This window comes from Myxococcus sp. NMCA1 (assembly GCF_026810205.1).
GTDB classification, from domain to species: Bacteria; Myxococcota; Myxococcia; order Myxococcales; family Myxococcaceae; genus Myxococcus; species Myxococcus xanthus_A.
In genome coordinates this window covers 6,615,340-6,634,483 of the sequence record NZ_CP113950.1, presented here as the reverse complement: position 1 = coordinate 6,634,483, position 19,144 = coordinate 6,615,340, and the positions used below count along the sequence as shown (strand labels likewise).

Genomic DNA, 19,144 nt, shown 5'->3' with positions numbered 1-19,144 from the left:
ACTGGCAAGGCGTCTTCTTGGGCATTCGGCCAGCCAGGGCGATACTTCCTGCCCATGTGTGGCCGTGTCACCGTTCGAACCTCTCCTGAGCAGATTGTCACCGGGCTGGGCCTCGCGGGCATCCGTACCGCCGTTGAACGGCCGCGCTTCAATCTCTGTCCCACGCAGTTGATGCCCGTGGTGACCAACGATGGCGCGCGGATGCTGGATGCCTTCCGCTGGGGGCTCGTCCCGTCGTGGGCGAAGGACCCCGCGATTGGCAACAAGCTCATCAACGCACGGGGCGAGACAGTGGCGGAGAAGCCCAGCTTCCGCTCCGCACTCAAGCGGCGCCGTTGCCTCGTCGTGGTGGATGGCTGGTACGAGTGGAAGCAGTCCACGAAGCCGAAGACGCCGTACTACTTCCACCGCAAGGACGGGCAGCTCCTGACGCTCGCGGGGCTGTGGGAAGAGTGGACCGCGCCCGACACGGGCGAGGTGCTCAACACCTGCACCATCATCACCATCGGGCCCAACGCGCTGATGGCGCCCATCCATGACCGGATGCCCGTCATCCTCGAGCCGGAGGCCCAGGAGGTGTGGCTGCGTCCAGAGCCGCAGGAGTCCTCGGTGCTGCTCCCGCTGCTGGTGCCCTGCGCCGAGGAGTCGCTGGACGCATACGAGGTGTCGCGCGTGGTGAACTCCCCCGCCAACGACACCCCGGAGTGTGTGGAACGCGTGGCCGCCTGATTCGCGTGGCTCAGGCGCGACGGCGGACCTTCGCGTCGAGGCTCCACGGTCCCGCGCCGATGAGCGCGATTCCGGCCATGACGGCGAGGTAGAGCAGCGCCATTTCCATGCGGCCGAAGGGGTCCGCGCGGTGCCGGTAGAGGGCCACTGCCATGGTGAAGCCCGCCATCGCCGCCGCCGGGCGCGTGAAGAGGCCCACGGCCACCAGCAGCCCGCCCAGGAATTCCGCCATCGTCGCGCACCAGGCGAAGAACGTCGGAAACGGGAAGCCGAGCTGCGCCACGCCCGCCGCGAACTTGCTCATGTCGCCGGTGAGCTTGGGCAGGCCGTGCCCCAGCGCCAACGAGAGACCGAACACCACGCGGATCAACGTCAAACCCACCGCGGACTTACCCACCATGCTGTGTACCTCCCAGGTTGCCCGCGCATCCTCGCACGGCGACGTACGTCACGCAGCGTTACGCGGAGCGCTTGGGCGCGCGCATGTCGCTGATGGCCAGCGGATGCCGGGCGCCCTGAGGGGAGACGAGCGCGGCGCTGAGGACGAAGTCCTGGCCCATGCGGAGCTCCAGCGTGGTGGGGCCCTTATAGGTGGTGCGCCAGTCCAACTCGACGCGGACGGTGCCCAGCAACTCGCGGTCTACGGTGGTGGTGTCCAGCGCCTCGAAGAGGGCGATGGAGAGCGGCCCGGGAATCATCGGCAGCTCCATCGTCACGGACTTCGTCGCGGGCACGGGGGTGTTGGCGGGGATGACCTCGTGCTGCGCGCCGCCGGGGACCATGATGCTGATGGGCATGGGCACCACGTCCGCCAGGCCGGTGATGCCGCGCGCCAGGTTCCGGCCGAGGATGGCCGCGCCCACCGCGACGCCGAGCTCCGGGTTGACCTCCTTGTCGGAGGACATGCGCTTGAAGTGGGAGAAGCGCTGGCGGATGGCGGGCATGCGCGTCTGGCCGCCGACGAGGACCAGCTCGTCAATCTGGTCTGCCTTCAGCTTCGCGCGCTCCAGCACGTCGTCGCAGGCGGAGGCGGTGCGCTCGATGAGCTGGAAGGCCATCTCCTCCAGGCGCTTGCGGGTGAGCGTGTAGTCGAAGTCGATGAAGCCGCCGTCCTTCTGGGCGATGCACGGCACGCGGAGCACCGTGGCGTCGCGCTGGCTCAGCGCCATCTTCGCGGACTCAGCGGCGAAGACGAGCCGCTGCATCACCACCTTGTTCCCGCGCAGGTCGATGCCGTGCTTCTGCTGGAAGTCGTCCACCAGCATCTCCACGATGCGCTCGTCGAAGTTGGCGCCGCCCAGGAAGGCATCACCGCCGGTGGCCAGCACCTTCACCACCTTGTTCTGCACCGCGAGCAAGGTGGCGTCGAAGGTGCCGCCGCCCAGGTCGAACACCATCACCGTCTGCTCGGGGTTGCGCAGGTTGGCGTAGTAGAGCGCGGCGGCGGTGGGCTCGTTGATGATGGCGCGCACCTGGAGGCCGGCCTGCTCCGCGGCATGGCGCACCGCCGCGCGCTGGCGGCTGCTGGCGTGCGCGGGCACGGTGAGCACGCACTCGCGGAAGGGCGTGCCGGCGGCGTGGTTCGCCAACGTGAGAATCTGCTTGATGATGAGGTGCGCCACGTCCGTCAGCGACGTCTGCTTCCCGTACATCGTCACGGCCGTGTAGCCGTCCTCGGCCTCGACGAGCTCGAAGGCGTACTTGTCCTTGTGCTGGGTGACGTACTCGGACTGGAAGCGGCGGCCCAGGAATCGCTTGGCGCCGAAGACGGTGTGGCGCGGGTCATCAATGATTTGCCGGCGCGCGGCGTGGCCAACGAGGGCCTTGTCCGCCGCGTGGAACCAGACGACGGAAGGCAGCGTGACGCTCTTGTCCGTCACCGGAACTACACGAAGCTTGCCGGCCTTGTCGAAGAAGGCCGCGGCGGTGTTGGTGGTCCCGAAGTCGATGCCAAGGATGGAGCCCGTACTCATCACCGCTGACTCTCCCATGTCCCGTGGGCACGTTCAGCCCCTGAAAATGTCTCGAGTACAGCGTGGGTGGGGCACGTGAAGCCCGGTTGCTCTTCGCTTCACTCCGCGGCGGCGGTGGGAGGCGACGGGCAGTAGAAATGTGCCGTTGGGTGGGCGCAGCGCGTACGCGGGGGCTTGCCGGCCCGAAAGCAGGGGCCTCGAGGTCCGCGCCGGTGTTCGTCGTTGACCGGCCCGAGCCTTCGTTTCATGGATGCGCGCCATGGCCATGGGGCATGTGGATCGAAGTCTGGTTCGGGATGTCGCGGCGATTGCCGCCGCCTCTAGCGTCATCGGGGCTTCGTTCGGAGCCATCTCGGTGGCGTCGGGATTGTCGGTGTGGGTCGCGGCGGCCATGTCCGTGCTCGTCTTCGCGGGCGGTTCGCAGTTCATGGCCGTGGGCGTGGTGGCGGGAGGTGGCAGTCCCGTGGCCGCGGTCATCGCGGGGCTGCTGCTCAACGCGAGGCACCTGCCGTTCGGCCTGGTGATTTCGGACGTGCTTGGAAGGCACTGGCTCGTGCGGCTGATTGGCACGCATTTGATGGTGGACGAGTCCGTGGCGTTCGCGCTCGCGCAGCCCACGCCGGAGCGCCGGAAGGCGGCGTACTGGCTGTGCGGTGGGGCGCTGTTCGTGGCCTGGAACGTGGGCGTCCTCGTCGGCGCCTTGGCGGGAACGGCGCTGGGCAGCCCGGAGGCGATGGGGCTTGATGCCGCGTTTCCCGCCGGGTTGCTGGCGCTGCTGCTGCCGTCGCTGACCGCCCCCGCCAAGCCTCCGAACGCCGAGCCCGGTACCGCGGAGGGGGAGGTCGCGACAGCACGCGCCGATGAAGCCCGCGCGGCGGCTGCCCGGGCGCGCTGGGTGGCGGGGGGCGCGGCGCTCATCGCGCTCGCCACCACGCCGATTCTTCCCACGGGGGGGCCTGTGTTGCTCTCGCTGCTGGCGCTCGGGCTGGTGCTGCGATGACGCTGCTCCCCATCCTGGTTCTGGCGGCGGGCACCTATGCCTTCCGGCTCGCGGGCCCGCTGCTGAGCCAGCGCATGCAGGTGTCCGCGCGGGTCCAGGGCCTGCTGTCTCTCTCCGCGATTGCGCTGCTCACCGCGCTGGTGGCCACGGCCACGCTGACGTCGAACGGGGGCTTCTCGGGCTGGGCACGTCCGGCGGGGGTGCTCGCTGGCGCCGTGCTGGCGTGGCGGAAGCTGCCCTTCGTCGTGGTGGTGGTGGGGGCGGCGGGTGTTACAGCTTTGTTGCGAATGTCGGGCGTAGGTTGAATTCTGGTTAAATCACGCACCGCGGCTTGATGGAGGGTGATGTAGGTGGCAGGTTCCATACTGTTAGTCGAATCTTCCCGGACTCAGTGAGGACTTGCCATGACTGGAATCGATCGCTCTTCGTCGTCGAGAAGCTCCCAGCGGGAATCGCGGGTGTCGGGAGGGGACTCCGCCCGTGGCCTCCGGAATGAGACGAACCGGCGCGAGGACGCGCGGCAGCCCGAGCAGAACCAGGCCAAGGGCTATTCGGTGAAGGACGGCTGGGACTCGCGGCCCGCCCACGCGGCGAAGCAGTCGCAACCGGCGGTCGAGGCCCAGGCCGTGGCTGCGGAGGGCGGAGTTGCCGCCGCGACGGAGCCGGACGTCGACTGGGACTTCATCGCCGAGCAGGAGGGCCGGGCGGTACAGGATGGCTATGTCCCGGACGCCACGGGGAGCAAGAGCGGTGTCACGGTGGGCACGGGCGTGGACCTGGGCGCCCGGGACATGAACGACCTGGACCGGCTCGGGCTGTCGGACGCGCTGAAGACGAAGCTGGAGCCCTACCTGGGCAAGCAGGGCCAGGACGCCGCGGACTTCCTTGCTGAGAACCCGCTGAACCTGACGGCGGAAGAGGTCAAGGAGCTGGACCGGGCCGTGAAGGGCGAGGCGCTGGACAACGTGGTCAATGAGTACAACACCGAGGTTGAGCGCCTGAACGCCGCGGACGGTGGCAGCCGGCCGAAGTTCGCGGAGCTGCCGCGGGAGATGCAGACGGTGATTGCCTCCGTGGGCTTCCAGTACGGCTCGCTGAAGACGGCCACGCCCAACTTCTTCGCGCAGGTGACGGAGCAGCGGTGGGACGACGCGAAGGGCAATCTGGAGGACTTCGGTGACCGCTATCCGTCGCGCCGTGGCCGCGAGGCGGATCTGCTGGGCGAGGGCATCGCGACCCTGAGCTGAGCCCGCTGCGTTGGAGAAGGCCCGGCGCGCGGCGGAGACGCCGAGGCTCCGGGCCTTCTTTGCGTCCGAAGGGGCGCTGCTTCGACTGTGGGGCGTTACTTCACTTCAATGTACGCCAGGGGCGTGCCGGTGTTGGTGTTGCCGAGCGCGGGCTCGCAGCCCATGATTCCCAGACGCAGGACAGCCGGACAGCCCAGCTTCCACGTCGTCTTCCAGGACATACACCCTCCCTGACCCATGGCCAGTCCTGGGTGAGGCGCAATCCTCACCCAGGATGTCTGGGGATAAGGGGGAGTCAGTGGCCTGGGATAATAATTGTCAGACAGTCAGGATTCGCTCTGGCCGCGGCGCAAGCCCAAGGCCTTCATTTTTTTGTAAAAATGACCACGTTCCAGGTCGAGCAACCGCGCGGCTTCCGTCACGTTGTCGTGTGTATGGGCAAGCACGTACTGGATGATTTCTCGCTCCGCGTCCTCTACCTGCTCGCGGAACGTCCGGTCCGCGCGAGGACGGAACCCCACGGGCGCGGGAGGCTCGGTCGTCACCGGGGTGGCGATGGCGGGCGTGGGCACGCTGGACGCCAGGGCCACGGCTGTCTCGGGAGAAGGAGGGGGCAGGGGGCTCGCGGGTGTCTCCACCGGTGAGGGCGGCGGCACGTTCCGGCCCCGGGGCAACAGCTCCAGCGCATCCGTCCGGGTGACGACGGGGCCCTCACACAGGATGGCCAACCGCTCCACCAGGTTGCGCAGCTCGCGCACGTTGCCGGGATAGTCGTAGGCGCTCATCACCGCCAGCGCGTCGGGAGACAGCGTCAGCGGCCGGCGTCCATTCTTGGCGCAGGCCTCGTCGAGGAACGTCTTGATGAGGTCCGGCAAATCTTCGCGCCGCTCACGCAGCGGGGGCGAATGAATCTGCACCACGTTGATGCGGTAGTAGAGGTCCTCGCGGAAGCGCCCGGCGGCAATCTCCGCCTCCAGGTTCTTGTTCGTCGCCGCGACGACGCGCACGTCCACCTTGTGTGTCTCCGCGCCGCCCACGCGCTCCAGTTCGCCTTCCTGCAACACGCGCAGCAGCTTGGCCTGCATCGCCGGCGGCATGTCGCCAATCTCGTCCAGGAAGAGCGTGCCCTCGTGGGCCAGCTCGAACTTGCCCCGCCGCACGCTCACCGCGCCGGTGAAGGCGCCCTTCTCGTGGCCGAACAGCTCGCTTTCGATGAGCTCGTGCGGCACCGCGGCGCAGTTGAGCTTCACGAAGGGCTGCCCCTTGCGCTTCGAATGCTGGTGCAGCGCCCGCGCGATGAGCTCCTTGCCCGTGCCGTTCTCACCCGTAATCAGCACCCGGCCCTCGGACGGCGCCGTGCGCTGGATGAGCGAGAAGATGCGCTGCATGGCCGGTCCGCCGCCGACCATGTCGTATCGGCCCAGCTGTGCCCGCAGCTCCTGGAGCTCCGCCATGGCGGCCTGGTGCTTGAGCACGTTGCGCAGCGCCACCAGCAGTCGTTCCCGGGCGATTGGCTTTTCCAGGAAATCCCTGGCTCCCAGCTGGGTCGCCTTCACCGCCGTGTCGATGGTGCCGTGCCCGGACATCATGATGACGGGCAGCTCCGGCTTCAGCTCGGTCAGCTTCGCCAGGGCTGTGAGGCCGTCCATGTCCGGCATCTTCACATCCATCAGCACCGCGTCCACGGGACGGGCGCTGACGACATCCAGGGCTACTTGCCCGCTGTTGGCCAGGTGCGTCTGATACCCCGCCAGTTGGAGCGACTGGCTCAGGGTGAGGAGGATGTTCTTCTCGTCATCGACGATGAGGACAGAGGCGGGCATGACGGGCTTTCCCCGAGGCGCGCCACGGGGCGCGCCACACGCGGGTCAATCGTGACAATCTCACGGAAAATATTTGGAGATTCAAGGGTTTCGGCGGCCGGGGAGGTGTCTAGAGAGGGACAAATGTTTTGACTCACCCCCGCCAGTGAGACTACACGCCACCGACTACACCCCGCGGGCGCGGGCGCGTTTTCGACTACAGAATTCTGGAGGAAATAATGCGTCAGATTTCCCTTTTGGCGGGGCTCTCCCTCGCCGTCGCCATCATGGGCGGCTGCACCCCTTCCTATCCGAAGTGCAACGAGGACGAGCACTGCGCGGAGAAGGGCGAAGTTTGCGTCCAGGGCCAGTGCCAGGAGTGCGCCACCGACGCCAACTGCCAGGAGGGTTTCACCTGCCAGGCGAACAAGTGCGCCCCCAAGCCGCCTGAGTGCACCACGGACAGCGCCTGTGGCAGCGGCCGCATCTGCGAGGCCGGCAAGTGCGCCGAGGCCCAGTGCCAGCAGGACACCCAGTGCCCCGGCGGCGGCAAGTGCGAGTCCGGCCGTTGCCAGGTTCCCGAGAACACCTGCGCGTCCAGCTCTGACTGCGGCGAGGGCCAGGAGTGCCAGGCCGGCCAGTGCGTGACGGCCTCCGCGGACCGCTGCGACTGGAGCCCCGTGCCGTTCGGCTTCAATGAGTCTGGCCTGTCCGCGGACGCGCAGCAGCGTCTGTCCGACCTGGCCCAGTGCCTGAAGAGCGCTCCGGGCCGCGTCACCCTGGCGGGCCACGCCGACGAGCGCGGCACCGAGGAGTACAACCTCCAGCTCTCCAACCGCCGCGCGGCGTCCGTCAAGCGCTACCTGACGGACCTGGGCGTGCCGGCCAGCCGGCTGGGCACGGTGGGTTATGGTGAGACCCGCCCGGTGAACTCCGCTTCGTCCGAAGACGCGTGGTCCGAGAACCGCCGCGTCGAGTTCCAGCGCTAGTCTGAGGTAGGCTGCGCGTGTGATGGCCGTCCAAGAGCCGGAAGCGCGTCAGTCCTATCTCGTCTTCGCCTGTGGCAGTAGCTGGTATGCGGTACCCGCGGAGAGCGCGGCGGAGGTCGTGACCTTCCCCGAGCTCACGCGGGTGCCCGGCGCTCCAGCCCACCTGCTGGGCGTGTTCGCACACCGGGGAGAAGTCATCCCCGTCGTGGACATGGGCCTGCTGGTGGGCGGCGTCAGTCAGGGTTCCCGAAGGGCGGTGCTGGTGCGCCTGTCGCGTGGGACCCTGGCCCTCACGGCCAGTACGGTGGCCGGCGTCTCCCCGGTGACGGGCACGCTGGAGCCCCTGGGCCCCACGGGCGTCCACGTCCACCTGCGCGGCCCCGCCAAGAGCGGCCCCCGGGACGTGGCCGTCATCGACCCGGAAGGGCTCTTCGACCACCTCAGTCAGGGGACCTGAGTCATGGAGCCGCCGGGCCACGTCCGGGGAATGCTCCTGTGCCATGCCGGTCCCCACCGGCTCGCCTTCCATGCGCACGAGGTGGCCTCCATCGCGTCGCCCTCCGGGCACGCGGCGGCCTCCGCGCGCCGGGCCTTCCATGAGACGGAGGGTTCCGCCCGCGTGCTGGTGTCCGCCTCGGGCGGGGCAGTGGGCGTGGACGCGCTGGAAATCGACGCGGAGCCGCACCGGGTGCTGCCCGCGCCGCCGGTGACGGTGCGCGCGTCGGGGGGCAGCCTCCAGGGCTTCGTGATGGCGCGAGGAGAGCTGTGGCCCCTCGTGGGCCTGGCGGACTTCGAGCGCTTCCTGCGCGGGCATCCAGGGGAGGGTGCATGACGGTGCCCGGAGGCATGAGGGGCCTGGCGCGGTGGACCGCGCGTCCCGCGTTGTTTGGCAGTTCCATGGGCACGGTGCTGGTGCTGCTGCACTGCCAGCTCACCGACACGGTGCCCGAGGGCACCTGGGGGCCCTTCCTGCTGCTGGTGGGCGTGGCGCTGTCGCTGGCGCTCTGGTTCACCGGCGTCCATGGACGGCGCGCGCTGCGGGTGCTGTACGGGCTGGGCGAAGGCCGGCTGCCATCCACGCACGAGGCCCTGCTCAAGGCGCTGCTGGAAGCGCGCTCCTTCCCGGAGCGGAGCTTCGCCTTCGTCCTTCAGTGCTGGCTGTTGGCCTCGCTGGGCGTGGCGCTCATCTTCGTCCCGCTGGTGGGTGGGACGTGGATGCTGGGGATGCGGCTCGCGCTGATGGGCCTGTTCCTGGGGCCGCTGAGCGCGCTGTTCGTCTACCTGATGGTGGCTCGCCGCGCCCGCAAGGCGGTGGAGTTGGTGGCGGCCCAGGGCCTGTCCCCGCTGGAAGTGGTGGCCACGGCGCCGCCGCGCCGCCTGCACATCCGCCGGCGGATGGTGCTCTTCACCGCCATCGCCGTGCTCAGCCCGTCCTTCTTCATCCTCGACGCGTCGGTGACGCGGGCGATGGACGCGGTGGAGGCGATGGTGGGCGCGCCAGCCCACGTACAGCGCGACGTGGCGGGGCGGGCCAGTGAGACGAGCGGGCTCGCGGTGGCCGGATTGGTCGCGGTGCTGGTGATGATGACGGCCTATGTGGGCGGCGCCGTCATCGCCGAGCCGCTGCGCTCCATCACCGAGGACGCCACGCGTATCGCCCAGGGCGACTTCCGCCCGCCGCGCATCATCGCCGCGGAGGACGAGGTGTGGGCCACCTCCGCCGCCTTCGCGCAGATGCAGACGCAGCTGGGGCAGGCGCTGGCGCAGCTGCGGCGCGCGGGCCTCCAGATTTCCACCACCACCGAGCAACTGGTGGCCACGTCCGGTGAGCAGGAGTCCGGCGCGGATGAGCAGTCCGCGTCGCTCAACGTGACGAGCGCCACCACGGAGGAGCTGGCACGCTCGGCGCAGCAGATTGCCGGCAACGCGGAGTCGGTGTCCGCCATCGCCGAGACGACCTTCGCCGCCGCGCAGACGGGACAGCGAGGCGCCGCCGCCTTCCTGGGCGCGATGCAGCGCATGAAGGAGGACAACCAGGCCATCGCGGACGCGGTGGTTCGGCTCAACAAGCGCGTGCAGCAGATTGGCAAGGTGGTGGAGTTCATCAACGAGATTGCCGACAAGTCCGACCTGCTGGCGCTCAACGCCGAGTTGGAAGGCACCAAGGCGGGCGAGGTGGGCCGGGGCTTCTCATTGGTGGCCGCGGAGATGCGGCGCCTGGCGGAGAACGTCATTCGTTCCACGAAGGCGATTGAGCAGCTCATCGCGGAGATTCGCGATGCGACGCACGCCGCGGTCATGGCCACCGAGGCGGGGCTGAAGACGACGGACGCGGGCACGGTGCTGGCCGCGCAGGTGGACGAAAGCCTGAGCCTCATCCTGGAACTGGCCCGGCAGACGTCCCACGCGGTGCGCAGCATCTCCCTGGCCACGCAGCAGCAGCAGACGGGAACGGACCAGCTGGCGGCCGCCATGGGCGACATCCTTCGCGTCACCGAGCAGAACTTCGCGGCCACCAAGCAGATGGCGGCGGCCAACGCCGACCTGTCCACCCTGGCGCGTGATTTGAAAGACGCGGTGGAGCGCTTCCACGTCGGGCCGGGAGGTGACGCGTGAGCGCGCAGAAGGGCCCCAGGCGGGCCTCGTTCAGCCGGCACCTCATGGCGCCCGTCCCGCTGGCCAACCTGGTGGGCGCGGCGCTCAGCCTGCGCTTCGCCTCGCTCACCTTCGCCGAGCCGCTGGCGGACCGGATGGGCGTGATGGGTATCCTGGGCGGCGCGCTCTGCGCGACGGCGCTGGTATCGGGGGCCGCTGTGTCCCTGGGCCGGCAGCGCACCCTGCGCGGGCTGGAGCGTGGGGATGTGCCCACCACGCCGCAGACGCTGGCGTCGGCGGTGGCGGAGGTGACGCGCGCGCCGGACGAGGCCTTCCTGGGCTCGCTGGGTCTGTGGCTGGTCACCACGCTGGCGCTGGGCGTGTGCATGTGGCTGGGCGTGGGCGTGGAGTTGGCGGTGGCCGCTCGCATCGCCGCGCTGGGCCTGCTCTTCGGGCCGCTGACCGCGCTGCTCGTGTACTGCCTCGTCGTGCTTCGTTCGCGCAAGGTGGTGCTGTGGCTGGCGGAGCTGGGCATGACGCACGCGCAGCTCATCGAGGCCATGCCCCGGCGCGCGGAGCTGCGTGCGCGGCTGGCGGCCTTCGCCTTCGTGGCGGTGGTGACGCCCGCGGTGCTGTCCGCGCAGCTCGCGTCGGCGCTGAGCAACCACATCTTCACCCGGCTCATGGCGGAGCGGGACGTCAGCCGTCAGCTGATGTTGGCGCAGGAGCTTCGAGTCGAGGCGCTGACGCAGGGCGGAGGGCTGGTGCTGCTCGTCTTCGCGCTGGCGCTGACGGCCGCCTACCTGGGCGGCACCATGCTGGGGCGGCCCCTCCGGGAGCTGTCGCGCGAGGCGAAGCGCATCGCCGAGGGGGACCTGGCCAGCCCGCGCGTGGTGCCCGCGGAGGACGAGGTCTGGGACGTCTCCGCGGCGTTCACCACCATGCGCGTGCATCTGGCGGACGTGATGTCGCAGTTGCAGCGCGCGGGCGCGCAGATTTCGGCGACCACGGAGGAGATTCTCACCACGTCGGGACGCTACGAAGCGGGCGCGACGGAGCAGGCCAGCTCGCTGGACGAGACGAGCGCCACCACGGAGGAGCTGGCACGTTCGGCGCGGCAGATCGCCGAGAACGCGGGCTCGGTGGCGGAGATTGCCCAGCGCACGCTGGGCGCGGCGCAGCAGGGGCAGGGGAGCGCGGAGGCCTTCCTGGGCTCCATGGCGCGCATGCGCCAGGACAACGGCGCCATCTCCTCCGCCGTGGTGCGGCTCAACAAGCGTGTGCAGCAGATTGGCAAGATCGTCGAGTTCATCAACGGCGTCGCCGACAAGTCGGAGTTGCTGGCGCTCAACGCCGAACTGGAGGGCACCAAGGCCAGTGAGGTGGGCCGGGGTTTCTCCCTGGTGGCGGCTGAGATGCGGCGCCTGGCGGAGAACGTGCTGGAGTCCACGAAGGAGATTGAAGGCCTCATCGAGGAGGTGCGCGAGGCCTCCGCCGCGGCCGTGTCCGCCACCGAGGGCGGCGTGCGCGCGGTGGAGACGGGCACCACGCTGGCGCAGCAGGTGTCCGAGTCGCTGCGGCAGATTGTCGACCTGGCCGGGCAGACGTCCTACGCGGTGCGCAGCATCTCCCTGGCCACGCAGCAGCAGCAGCAGGGCACCGACCAGCTCGCCGACACGATGGCGGACATCCTCCGCATCACCCAGCAGAGCCTCAACGCCACCAAGCAGGTGACCACCGCGAACACGGACCTGCTCGTGCTCGCCAGGGACCTGCAGGGCGTGGTGGAGCGCTTCCAGATTGGCCAGGAGCCGCTGGGGGAGGAGGGCGGGTGACCCCGAGCGAGCGCCTGCTCAGGCAGTTCCGGGACCTGGTGACGGTGCGCCTGGAGCGCATCACCCGGTCCTTGATGGAGCTGGAGTCCGGCGCCAGCGCGGAGGCGGGGCGGGGCGTGCTGCGAGAGCTGCACGGCTTGAAGGGTGAAGCCCGGATGATGGGCTTCGATGACGTCAACGTGCTGGTGCACGAGATGGAGGAGTTGGTCCGCTGCACCGAGCCCCTTCGCTACGCGCTCTCACCCGCGTCCACGGATGCGTTGCTGACCACGGCGGACGCCGTGCTCGTGTTCTCCGGGACGCAGGCCGCTGATGAGCCGCCGCCCGCGGTGGAGCGGCTCGTCGCGTGGTTGCAGGAGTGCGTCCGCTCCGAGTCTGTGCGGCTGCCGCCCGGAAGTCTCGCGCCCGCAGAAGGAGCCCCCCCGAGTCCGGAGGCTGTCGGCAGGGTGGGGGCCCAAGGTGGCCCACCCGCCACCGTGCGGGCGAGCCCGGGGGCTTCTCCGGGGCGGCTGTTGACGGTCCCCGTCGCGGAGGGAAGCCGGCCTCACGTGCCTTCAGCCGGCCGGAGCGCGATGCCGAGCCGCGTCTCTCCGCCGGCCTCCGGTACCGCGGCGTCCTCTGGCGTGGGAGCCCGGGCGACCTCCTCGGCTCCGACGGTGCAGGGTTCCAACGGCATCTCGGCGCCCCGGCAGCCCGAGCCTCGTCCGGACACCGCGGTGCGCATCGGCGTGGAGAGCCTGGACCTGCTCACCAGTGCCGTCACCAACCTCACGCAGGTGGCGCGTCGCCGGGAGTTGGCCAACGCCCGGCGCCTGGCCCTGGCCCGCGAGCTGAGCCAGCTTGCCCGCGAGGCGGAAGACCTGGGGCCCGCGGGCGCCGCGTTGGCGGCACGGTTGGGCTCGGCCAAGGAGATGGCCGCGGTGCTCCACCGCGAGTCGAAGCTGCTCTCCAACGCGGAGCTGCGCGACCTGGGCATGCTGGTGGAGGAGGTGCAGACGCTGCGCATGCTGCCGCTCTCCGTCCTCTTCGAGCCCTACCCCCGCATGGTGCGCGACCTGTCCCGCGTGCTGGGCAAGGAGGTGGAGCTGGTCGTCGACGGGGAGGACACTCGCGCCGACCGCGCCGTCGTGGAGGCGCTTCGCGAGCCGTTGATGCACCTGGTCCGCAACGCCCTGGACCACGGACTGGAGACGCGGGTGGACCGCGTCACTGCGGACAAGAAGCCGCGTGGCTGTCTCACGCTGCGTGCCGCTCGAGAGGGCAGCCGCATCATCCTCCGTGTCGAGGACGACGGCATGGGCGTGGACCCCGTCCAGCTCCGCAAGGTGGCCGTGCGCCGGGGGCTGTTCGATGAGAGCGCCGCCAACGCCCTGTCGGACGCCGCGGCCCGCGAGCTCATCTTCCTGCCGGGCTTCACCTCGCGGGACGTCGTCACCGACCTGTCGGGCCGGGGCGTGGGGTTGGACGCGGTCCGCACCTCCATCCAGGCCCTGGGCGGCGACGTCGGGGTGGAGTCGGCACCGGGCTGGGGCACCATCTTCGAGCTGCGCGTCCCCGTCTCCCTCACCGTGGCCCCGCTGCTCTTCATCCAGGTGGGGACGGAGACGCTGGCCCTGAGCGCCACCCATGTCTCGCGGGCGCTGAAGGTGGACTCGGCGGACCAATGCGAGGTGGCCGGCCGCCCGTCGCTCCTGGTGGAAGGCCGGGTGCTGCCGCTGGCCCCGCTGTCGTCACTGTTGGGGCTGGGGCCTCCGCGGCCCGCCCGCGAGGGTGAGCTGGCCCTGGTGGTGAAGAGCCAGAGCGGCGCGGCGGCGCTGGTGGTGGACCGCGTCCTGGAGGAGCGGGTTCAGGCCATCCTCCCCTTGAAGGGCATCCTGGGCCGCTTCGGCCACCTCACGGGGGCCACGTCCCTGGCGGATGGGCGCCTGGCCATGGTGCTCTCGGCGGCCTTCCTCACCGCCAGTGCCCATCATGGAAATGCCTTGCCACGTCCGCCCCCGTCGGTAGCGCCCGGCCCCGAGGCCCGGCGGCGCCGCATCCTGGTGGTGGACGACTCGCCCCTCACCCGGGAGCTCATCGCCAACCTGCTGGAGGCGGTGGGGTACGACACCGTCATCGCCTCGGACGGCGCCGAGGCCCTGGAGGTCCTGGATTCTCATCCCGTGGACCTGGCTGTCACGGACCTGGAGATGCCGGGGGTGGACGGCCTGGAGCTGGCCCGGCGCCTGAAGGGGCACCCCGTCCATTCGAGGCTCCCGGTGGTCATCCTCACCACCCGTGGGGGGGAGGAGGACCGGCGGCGGGGGCTGGCGGCAGGGGTGGACGGCTACATCACCAAGGGCGACCTGGTGCGCCAGGACCTGGTGGATGTGGTGCGGCGACTGCTGGGCTGACAGACCCTTGCATTGGCTATACTCCCGGGCTCGCGCACGGGGTATGGACAGGGCATGGGCAAGAAAGTGTCGGTGCTGGTGGTCGATGACTCCCTCATCTGCCGACAGCTCATCTGCGAGGCGCTGAGCAAGGACCCCGATATCGAAGTCGTGGGCACCTGCGCGGACGGCAAGCAGGCCGTGGAGATGACCAAGGAGCTGCGTCCCCACGTCATCACCATGGACGTGGACATGCCCGTCATGGACGGGCTCACGGCCACCGAGCACATCATGGCCGAGTGCCCCACGCCCATCCTGGTGCTCACGGCGGACCCGCGCTCCCAGGCGCCGGAGCTGACGTACCGCGCGCTGGAGCTGGGCGCGCTCGCCCTGCAAATCAAGCCCGCAATCGACGCCGGGCCGGACGCGTGGAACCTGGTTCGCGAAATCCGGCTGCTGTCCTCGGTGCGCGTCATCCGCCACCTGCGCCGGCCCCAGCGCGGCCCGCTGCTGCCGCCCCGGGTGGCCACGTCGGTGCTGCCGGCGGTGTCCATGGGCGTCGTGGTGGTGGCGGCGAGCACGGGCGGGCCCCAGGTGCTCTTCAAGATGCTGTCGGAGCTGCCCGCGGACTTCCCGGCGCCCATCGTCATCGTCCAGCACATCAACGCCGCCTTCGCGGAGTCCCTGGCGGGGTGGCTGGCCGGGGCCAGCAAGTTGAAGGTGCGGCTGGCGCAGGACGGAGAGCCGCTGATGCCGGGGCACGTCCTCATCGCTCCGCCGGGGCAGCACACCGTCATCCCCTTCCGGGGACGCGTGGGGATCAAGCTGGGCGTGGAGCGGGATGGGCACATGCCGTCCGGCACGGTGCTGCTGGAGAGCGCCGCTCGCACCTATGGCCGGCGCGCGGTGGGCCTGGTGCTGACGGGCATGGGCGCGGACGGCGCGGATGGCCTGCTGGCCATCAAGCAGGCGGGCGGACTGGCGGTGGCGCAGAACGAGGAGTCCTGCGTGGTGTTCGGCATGCCGGGCGCGGCGGTGGAGCGCAAGGCGGTGGACCACCTCATCCACGGTGACGAAGTCGCGGCGACGTTGGTGCGACTGGCGCGGGGAGAGTCCCTCGCGGTGGGGCGCTGAGCCCGGGTGACTGACGGCGCGCCATGGTCTGGAGTGCGCGCCTTCCTGTCGGCGCGGACGGGGATGGCCCTGAGTGGCCCTCAGGTCCGCCGGCTGGATGAGCGACTGGCGGCGCGCAGCCAGGGCCTCACGCCGCACCAGTACCTGATGTTCCTCCAGTCCCCGTCGGGCGTGACGGACCTGGAGGACCTCATCGCCGCGGTGGTGGTGAACAAGACGGACCTCTTCCGCGACGAGGTGCAGCTCGCCGCGTTCCGAGCGCAGGTCCTCACCCCTCTGGTGACGCGGAATCGGCGGCCCCTGCGCGTCTGGAGCGCGGGCTGCGCCACGGGCGAGGAGGTGGCCACGCTGCTCGTCCTGCTCGCGGAGGCAGGGGCCGACCCGGACAGCACGGTGTTGGGGACGGACATCGCCGGGGACACGCTGCGCCGTGCGCGGTGGCTGGCCTACGGCCGGGAGCAACTGCGCCGCGTCCCACCGGAGCTGCGCTCGCGGTACTTCGTCCGGTCCGGCGCGAAAGAAGCCCTGACGCCCGCGCTGCGGGAGCGCGCGAGCTTCCAGTGCCACAACCTGATGGAGTCGCCATATCCGGTGGCGCCCGGCGGAGGCGGCTTCGACGTCATCTTCTGCCGCAACGTCCTTATCTACTTCACCGAGGAGGCCTTCCATCGCACCGTAGAGGCGCTCGCGGGGAGCCTGTCGCCCGGTGGCGTGTTGGTGCTGTCCGCGTCCGAGCCGCTGCTTCGTGTCCCACCGGCGCTCCGTGTGCAGCGCGGAGAGCAGGCCTTCTTCTACGTCCGGCTGGAGGAAGGGGAGTCCGAGGCTCGGGCTGTCCAGCACCCTTGGAACGGCGCTGCGTCTCCTTCAAGGAAGCGTGGCACGACCGTGCCCCCAGGCCGAGCCCCTGAGCGCGCCCGGCCCGAGGCCCACCATGGGCTTTCTGTCCCGGCTCACCTGGATGCAGGGGGCGCCCGGGGAGCCGTGGCCACCACACCCGAGTCCGGCCCGGAGGCCTACGCGGAGGCGGACCTCCTCTTCGCCTGCGTGTTGGATGGCGCCGCCTCGGGTGTCTCCGACGCCGTGGCGGAGCGCGACCTGCGTCGCTGCCTGACGCTGGACCCGGACCACGCGGCCGCCCGTTACCTGCTCGGGCTGCTCCTGGAGCAGTGCCGGCGCACCGCCGAGGCGGCCTCCGAGTACCGCCGGGCCTTCCAGGCCCTGGAGTCGGGCCGCTCGCGCCCCGTGGCCTTCTTCCTCAACCCCGACCGCCTCCGGGTGGCTTGCGCGCATGCTGCCGAGCGGCTGGAGTTTTCCATCCAGAAGCGGTGACCGGCCAGCCGGGCAGGCTCCCCCGGAGCCCGACATGGGCGAGAGAAGACCGGACGGGCAGGGCGTTTGCGCCTAAGATGGCGCCCGATGCGAAGCTTGGCGCTGATATCCCTGCTGGCCCTCCCTGGTTGCTTCTATCCCGCTGACCGCGGCCGCGCCCTCGAGGCGAAGGTCGACCGGCTCGGCACCGACTCCGCCCAGATTCAGACGGAGCTGAAGGAGACGCGCGAGCAGCTCGCCGCCACGCTCCCGAAAATCGACGAGAAGGTCGCGGAGGTCACCAAGGCCCTCAAGGGTCTGGACACCGCGGCGCGCCGCAAGGACGCGGACATCGGCGTGCAGTTCCAGAAGACGGTCGAGGACCTCGCCCAGCTTCGTGGCCAGGTGGAGACGTACCTCCACAAAATCACCGAGCTGGAGACGGCGCTGGCCGCGCAGGACCAGAAGCTGATCGCCATGCAGGGCGAGGCGGCGCTGAAGGAGGCCGAGGCGAAGAAGAAGGCCGAGGAACTCAAGCGCCCCACGGACAAGAAGGAGTTCCTGGCGCTCGCCAAGGAGAAGGCCAAGGCCGGCGACGTGCTGCTGGCGCGCCAGCTCTACAACGAGTTCATGAAGAAGTGGCCCAAGGACCCGCTGGTGGGGGACGCCCACTTCGGCCTCGGTGAGACGTACTTCTCTGAATCCAAGTGCCGCGAGGCCCTCTTCGAGTACGGCAAGGTGCTGCAGGACTTCCCGAAGGCGGAGTCCGCGCCGGAGTCGTACCTGCGCTCGTCGGACTGCTTCGCGCAGCTGAAGATGAAGGAGGAGTCGCGGCTGGCGCTGGAGGAGCTCATCAAGAGCTACCCGAAGTCCGCCGAGGCGAAGACGGCCAAGGAGCGCATCGCCGAGATGGACAAGAAGGCGGCGCCCGCCAAGAAGGCCAAGAAGTGAGCCCGCGCCCGGTGAAGCTGGCCGCGCTGGCGCTGCTGCTCCTGCTGCCCCTGGTGGCGGGCGCGGCGCCCAAGCAGCTTGTCCTCCTCTTCACCGGAGACAATGGGGGCGAAGTCGCCCCCTGTGGTTGAAGGCACAATCCATCTGGCGGTCTGGCCAGACGAAAAGTCGCGATTGAGAAGGAGCGCAAGCAGGGCGCGCCAGTGCTCGTGCTGGACGCCGGCAATGCGCTCTTCAAGAGCCGGGACAGCGCGCAGGCGCCGGATGCCCGGGCGCGCGCGGAGCTCGTGCTGTCGCAGATGGACGCGCAGGGCACCGCGGCCATGGCCGTGGGCGCGCGCGACCTCGGGTTCGGCGTGGGCTTCCTCCGGAAGCAGACGCGGCAGGCGAAGCTGAAGCTCCTGTCGGCGAACCTCGTGGACGCGCAGGGTAAGCTGCTGTTCCCCGCATCGCTGGTGACGACGGTGGGCGGCGTGAAGGTGGGCGTGGTGGGCGTCTCTCCCGCCATGACCAGGCCCACGCCGGTGGGGCTCGCCGTTCCGGGCCAGGCCCAGGAACAGGTGCAGGGCCTGCCGGTGCAGCCCGCCGTGGCCGCCGAGGCGAAGCGCCTGCGTGAGAAGTCGAAGGTGGAGCTGGTGGTCGTGCTCGCGGCGGTGCCCCACGACGAGGCGCTCCAACTGGCTGACCAGGTGGAGGGCGTGGACTTCGTGGTGCAGTCCCACGAGGGCCGGGGGCAGGGCATCGCTCAGCGGCAGGCCCAGGCCACGGTGATTCCTTCCGGGGCCCGGGGCCGCGAGCTGGCGAAGCTGGTGCTCCAGTTGGAGGGGACGGGCCGCTTCGCCGACGCCTCCGTGCAGGAGCGCACGCGGCAGCAGCTGCGCCTGCTCGAAGGCAACCTCACCCGCGCGAAGGCGCGGCTCGCGGGGACCCAGGACCCGGCGGAAAAGCAGCCCCTGGAGGCGACGATTGCCCGCTTGGAAGCCTCGCGTGCGGCCTACCAGAAGGATCTGTCCGGCGGCGCAACGGACGCCGGGCGCACGCATCTGTTGTCGTACATCCAGCTTGGCAGTGACGTCCCGGCGGATCCGGTCGTCCAGAAATGGGTGGAACGCGTCGAGCCTCCTGGCTCGGCGGCCCATTGAGCCGTGCTGGCCTTGTGAAGCGGTCCAAGCGCCATTATAAGCGCCGACCATCCCTCAGCGCCGGACC

The 19,144-nt window shown here is 70.0% G+C and carries 19 protein-coding genes; 15 read left to right on the top strand and 4 right to left on the bottom strand.

The genetic code is table 11. The features are described from left to right. Positions 1–54: 54 nt before the first annotated feature. Positions 55–729, top strand: coding sequence for an SOS response-associated peptidase (locus OZ403_RS27210; protein ID WP_090491701.1), 675 nt, complete (start codon positions 55–57; stop codon positions 727–729). Between the two features lie 10 nt (positions 730–739). Here OZ403_RS27210 and OZ403_RS27205 read toward each other — a convergent pair whose 3' ends face one another. Further along, on the bottom strand, positions 740–1,129 hold the full coding sequence (locus OZ403_RS27205) for a DoxX family protein (RefSeq protein ID WP_140876523.1): 390 nt from the start codon (positions 1,127–1,129) through the stop codon (positions 740–742). Between the two features lie 58 nt (positions 1,130–1,187). After that, positions 1,188–2,702: an Hsp70 family protein gene (locus OZ403_RS27200; protein WP_268782142.1), complete on the bottom strand. Its 1,515-nt coding sequence runs from the start codon at positions 2,700–2,702 to the stop codon at positions 1,188–1,190. Between the two features lie 259 nt (positions 2,703–2,961). Between OZ403_RS27200 and OZ403_RS27195 the strand changes: the two genes are divergently transcribed. The 3 genes from OZ403_RS27195 (at position 2,962) to OZ403_RS27185 (ending at position 4,949) form a co-directional block, all read left to right on the top strand. Continuing rightward, positions 2,962–3,702 carry an AzlC family ABC transporter permease gene (locus OZ403_RS27195; RefSeq protein ID WP_237081451.1) on the top strand — a complete coding sequence of 247 codons (741 nt, stop codon included), beginning with the start codon at positions 2,962–2,964 and terminating at the stop codon, positions 3,700–3,702. Continuing rightward, on the top strand, positions 3,699–4,007 hold the full coding sequence (locus OZ403_RS27190) for an AzlD domain-containing protein (RefSeq protein ID WP_140876517.1): 309 nt from the start codon (positions 3,699–3,701) through the stop codon (positions 4,005–4,007). The genes OZ403_RS27195 and OZ403_RS27190 overlap by 4 nt, the downstream gene beginning before the upstream one ends. A 99-nt stretch (positions 4,008–4,106) precedes the next feature. Then, a complete protein-coding gene (locus tag OZ403_RS27185) occupies positions 4,107–4,949 on the top strand; it encodes a pesticin C-terminus-like muramidase (RefSeq protein ID WP_268782141.1) in 843 nt (280 codons plus the stop codon). A 95-nt stretch (positions 4,950–5,044) separates the two neighbouring features. On the opposite strand, the gene OZ403_RS27180 is transcribed toward OZ403_RS27185, so the two are convergent. Next, entirely contained in the window at positions 5,045–5,170 is a 126-nt protein-coding gene (locus OZ403_RS27180; RefSeq protein WP_268782140.1) for a hypothetical protein, read from the bottom strand. 105 nt (positions 5,171–5,275) lie between these two features. Beyond that, the gene (locus tag OZ403_RS27175; RefSeq protein WP_268782139.1) at positions 5,276–6,772 is read right to left on the bottom strand and encodes a sigma-54-dependent transcriptional regulator; all 1,497 of its coding nucleotides are present in this window, start codon (positions 6,770–6,772) and stop codon (positions 5,276–5,278) included. Between the two features lie 218 nt (positions 6,773–6,990). Between OZ403_RS27175 and OZ403_RS27170 the strand changes: the two genes are divergently transcribed. From OZ403_RS27170 to OZ403_RS27120, 11 genes are all read left to right on the top strand, one after another. After that, entirely contained in the window at positions 6,991–7,740 is a 750-nt protein-coding gene (locus tag OZ403_RS27170; RefSeq protein WP_140794282.1) for an OmpA family protein, read from the top strand. A gap of 22 nt (positions 7,741–7,762) precedes the next feature. After that, positions 7,763–8,197, top strand: a complete 435-nt coding sequence (locus tag OZ403_RS27165) for a chemotaxis protein CheW (RefSeq protein ID WP_174258901.1) — start codon at positions 7,763–7,765, stop codon at positions 8,195–8,197. A gap of 3 nt (positions 8,198–8,200) precedes the next feature. Continuing rightward, positions 8,201–8,572, top strand: a complete 372-nt coding sequence (locus OZ403_RS27160; protein WP_140794280.1) for a protein CrdC — start codon at positions 8,201–8,203, stop codon at positions 8,570–8,572. Continuing rightward, a complete protein-coding gene (locus OZ403_RS27155; RefSeq protein ID WP_140794279.1) occupies positions 8,569–10,356 on the top strand; it encodes a methyl-accepting chemotaxis protein in 1,788 nt (595 codons plus the stop codon). The genes OZ403_RS27160 and OZ403_RS27155 overlap by 4 nt, the downstream gene beginning before the upstream one ends. After that, on the top strand, positions 10,353–12,170 hold the full coding sequence (locus OZ403_RS27150) for a methyl-accepting chemotaxis protein (RefSeq protein ID WP_140794278.1): 1,818 nt from the start codon (positions 10,353–10,355) through the stop codon (positions 12,168–12,170). Before OZ403_RS27155 ends, OZ403_RS27150 begins: the two co-directional genes overlap by 4 nt. Further along, on the top strand, positions 12,167–14,563 hold the full coding sequence (locus OZ403_RS27145) for a hybrid sensor histidine kinase/response regulator (RefSeq protein WP_268782138.1): 2,397 nt from the start codon (positions 12,167–12,169) through the stop codon (positions 14,561–14,563). Before OZ403_RS27150 ends, OZ403_RS27145 begins: the two co-directional genes overlap by 4 nt. Before the next feature lie 54 nt (positions 14,564–14,617). After that, positions 14,618–15,676, top strand: coding sequence for a chemotaxis-specific protein-glutamate methyltransferase CheB (gene cheB / locus OZ403_RS27140; RefSeq protein WP_140794276.1), 1,059 nt, complete (start codon positions 14,618–14,620; stop codon positions 15,674–15,676). Positions 15,677–15,682: 6 nt separating this feature from the next. Continuing rightward, entirely contained in the window at positions 15,683–17,005 is a 1,323-nt protein-coding gene (locus OZ403_RS27135; RefSeq protein ID WP_140856196.1) for a CheR family methyltransferase, read from the top strand. An 87-nt stretch (positions 17,006–17,092) separates the two neighbouring features. Further along, positions 17,093–17,935, top strand: coding sequence for a tetratricopeptide repeat protein (locus tag OZ403_RS27130; RefSeq protein WP_140794274.1), 843 nt, complete (start codon positions 17,093–17,095; stop codon positions 17,933–17,935). Then, positions 17,932–18,066 carry a hypothetical protein gene (locus OZ403_RS27125; RefSeq protein WP_002634075.1) on the top strand — a complete coding sequence of 45 codons (135 nt, stop codon included), beginning with the start codon at positions 17,932–17,934 and terminating at the stop codon, positions 18,064–18,066. Before OZ403_RS27130 ends, OZ403_RS27125 begins: the two co-directional genes overlap by 4 nt. A 72-nt stretch (positions 18,067–18,138) precedes the next feature. Continuing rightward, complete coding sequence (locus tag OZ403_RS27120; RefSeq protein WP_268782137.1) at positions 18,139–19,077, top strand: 5'-nucleotidase; 939 nt, start codon at positions 18,139–18,141, stop codon at positions 19,075–19,077. Positions 19,078–19,144: the final 67 nt, after the last annotated feature.

What these genes read in the sequence shown, in the direction of transcription:
- OZ403_RS27210 (WP_090491701.1), top strand. Translation starts at nt 55, where the DNA reads ATGTGTGGCCGTGTCACCGTTCGAACCTCTCCTGAGCAGATTGTCACC.
- OZ403_RS27205 (WP_140876523.1), bottom strand. Translation starts at nt 1,129, where the DNA reads ATGGTGGGTAAGTCCGCGGTGGGTTTGACGTTGATCCGCGTGGTGTTC.
- OZ403_RS27200 (WP_268782142.1), bottom strand. Translation starts at nt 2,702, where the DNA reads ATGAGTACGGGCTCCATCCTTGGCATCGACTTCGGGACCACCAACACC.
- OZ403_RS27195 (WP_237081451.1), top strand. Translation starts at nt 2,962, where the DNA reads ATGGCCATGGGGCATGTGGATCGAAGTCTGGTTCGGGATGTCGCGGCG.
- OZ403_RS27190 (WP_140876517.1), top strand. Translation starts at nt 3,699, where the DNA reads ATGACGCTGCTCCCCATCCTGGTTCTGGCGGCGGGCACCTATGCCTTC.
- OZ403_RS27185 (WP_268782141.1), top strand. Translation starts at nt 4,107, where the DNA reads ATGACTGGAATCGATCGCTCTTCGTCGTCGAGAAGCTCCCAGCGGGAA.
- OZ403_RS27180 (WP_268782140.1), bottom strand. Translation starts at nt 5,170, where the DNA reads ATGTCCTGGAAGACGACGTGGAAGCTGGGCTGTCCGGCTGTCCTGCGT.
- OZ403_RS27175 (WP_268782139.1), bottom strand. Translation starts at nt 6,772, where the DNA reads ATGCCCGCCTCTGTCCTCATCGTCGATGACGAGAAGAACATCCTCCTC.
- OZ403_RS27170 (WP_140794282.1), top strand. Translation starts at nt 6,991, where the DNA reads ATGCGTCAGATTTCCCTTTTGGCGGGGCTCTCCCTCGCCGTCGCCATC.
- OZ403_RS27165 (WP_174258901.1), top strand. Translation starts at nt 7,763, where the DNA reads ATGGCCGTCCAAGAGCCGGAAGCGCGTCAGTCCTATCTCGTCTTCGCC.
- OZ403_RS27160 (WP_140794280.1), top strand. Translation starts at nt 8,201, where the DNA reads ATGGAGCCGCCGGGCCACGTCCGGGGAATGCTCCTGTGCCATGCCGGT.
- OZ403_RS27155 (WP_140794279.1), top strand. Translation starts at nt 8,569, where the DNA reads ATGACGGTGCCCGGAGGCATGAGGGGCCTGGCGCGGTGGACCGCGCGT.
- cheB (WP_140794276.1), top strand. Translation starts at nt 14,618, where the DNA reads ATGGGCAAGAAAGTGTCGGTGCTGGTGGTCGATGACTCCCTCATCTGC.
- OZ403_RS27130 (WP_140794274.1), top strand. Translation starts at nt 17,093, where the DNA reads ATGCGAAGCTTGGCGCTGATATCCCTGCTGGCCCTCCCTGGTTGCTTC.